The 1,211-nt window shown below is 40.0% G+C and carries 1 protein-coding gene; it reads right to left on the reverse strand.

Features of this window, described 5'->3' with window-relative positions; genetic code table 11:
* Window positions 1-1,114 (reverse strand): IS4-like element ISAbe18 family transposase (locus FTT98_RS17865; RefSeq protein WP_180177633.1); only part of this gene is annotated, 1,114 nt, incomplete at its 3' end.
* Between the last annotated feature and the right edge of the window lie 97 nt (window positions 1,115-1,211).

The following is a 1,211-nucleotide window of genomic DNA, read 5'->3' on the forward strand; positions in this document are numbered from 1 at the left end:
TGGGTATTTTATCGGGTGAAAATAAAGCTTTTAAAGTTCTTCTTTCAAACAAATTCACTTGAATTATTCTGAGTAAACGTTGAACTGTCCAACCTGTTTTTCCTAAATGTTGAGCGAAACTCACCAATAAATAGGCGATCATCGCAATCCAGATTTGTGTCTGAATTGCGTTCCTGCTGCGACCTAGAAACGCTTTTAATTTGAGATTCTGCTTAATCGCCTTAAAGAACAGCTCAACTTTCCAACGATCTTTATAAATCGCCGCAATGGTGGAGGCGGCTAAATGAAAGTTATTGCTGAGAAAGCTAAAGTGCTTGCCACTTTGCTGATCTCTATATTCAATTCTTCTTAACACTGGGGCTTTTCTTTTTAGGGCATGTGCGCTATTCAGCTGAATGGTTTCATCTTTTAGAATACCTTTGGATTCAAGCACTGGATGTTGCTGGATCACCTGATACACAGATTTAGGCCTAAAACGTGTGACAAATCCAATGTTTTGAGCAGTCAGATTTGCATACCATTGGTAATCGACATAGCCTTTATCAAAAACTACAATGCTGCCAGCAGGAAACTGGAATTTGCGGCCTTGTACCATGTCATTTTCTTTGCCATTTTCAACTGCAACAAACTCAGGAATATCATTGCTGTGATTCAATCCTATACTGAGTTTCATGCTGGCTTTTGAGTCGTGAACTTTGGCCCATTCACATAAGGAAAGCGACAGGTCAATATGACTGGCATCCAAGGAATACAAGGGATTCTTAAAGCGAAATTTATGAGCGACTTTTGAGTGGTCATAGTATTTAAGCAACTTGTAAAATAGCTGTTGATACAAGGCAGCAGGCTGCTGCTCATTGATTCGTGCCAGCGTGCTTCGGGGAATAGACTTTGCTCCGAGATGACTTAGCTTTTCCTGTTGGCACTCCAAATTGGATTGAATATCTCTCAGACTTTGCCTACAAGAGAATTGAGACATCAATATGGCAATAAACTGATCCCACCGGGAAGCCGCTCTAAATTTCTGTCCAACATGGTGCACTTTAGCAAGTTGTTCAAAATCCTGTCGCACAACAGGTTTAATTAGCTCATGAAATACGGTATTCTGATGTGACAAAACCTGAATCCTGGTCGTTAAAGTGTTTGTTTGCACTCATATTTTAACTGTTAGGACTCAGGTTTTTTTATTTAAAGCAAACTATGGGACAGCAGTG

The sequence above is a fragment of the Acinetobacter sp. YH12039 genome, assembly GCF_013420015.1.
In the GTDB taxonomy this organism is placed as follows: Bacteria; Pseudomonadota; Gammaproteobacteria; order Pseudomonadales; family Moraxellaceae; genus Acinetobacter; species Acinetobacter amyesii.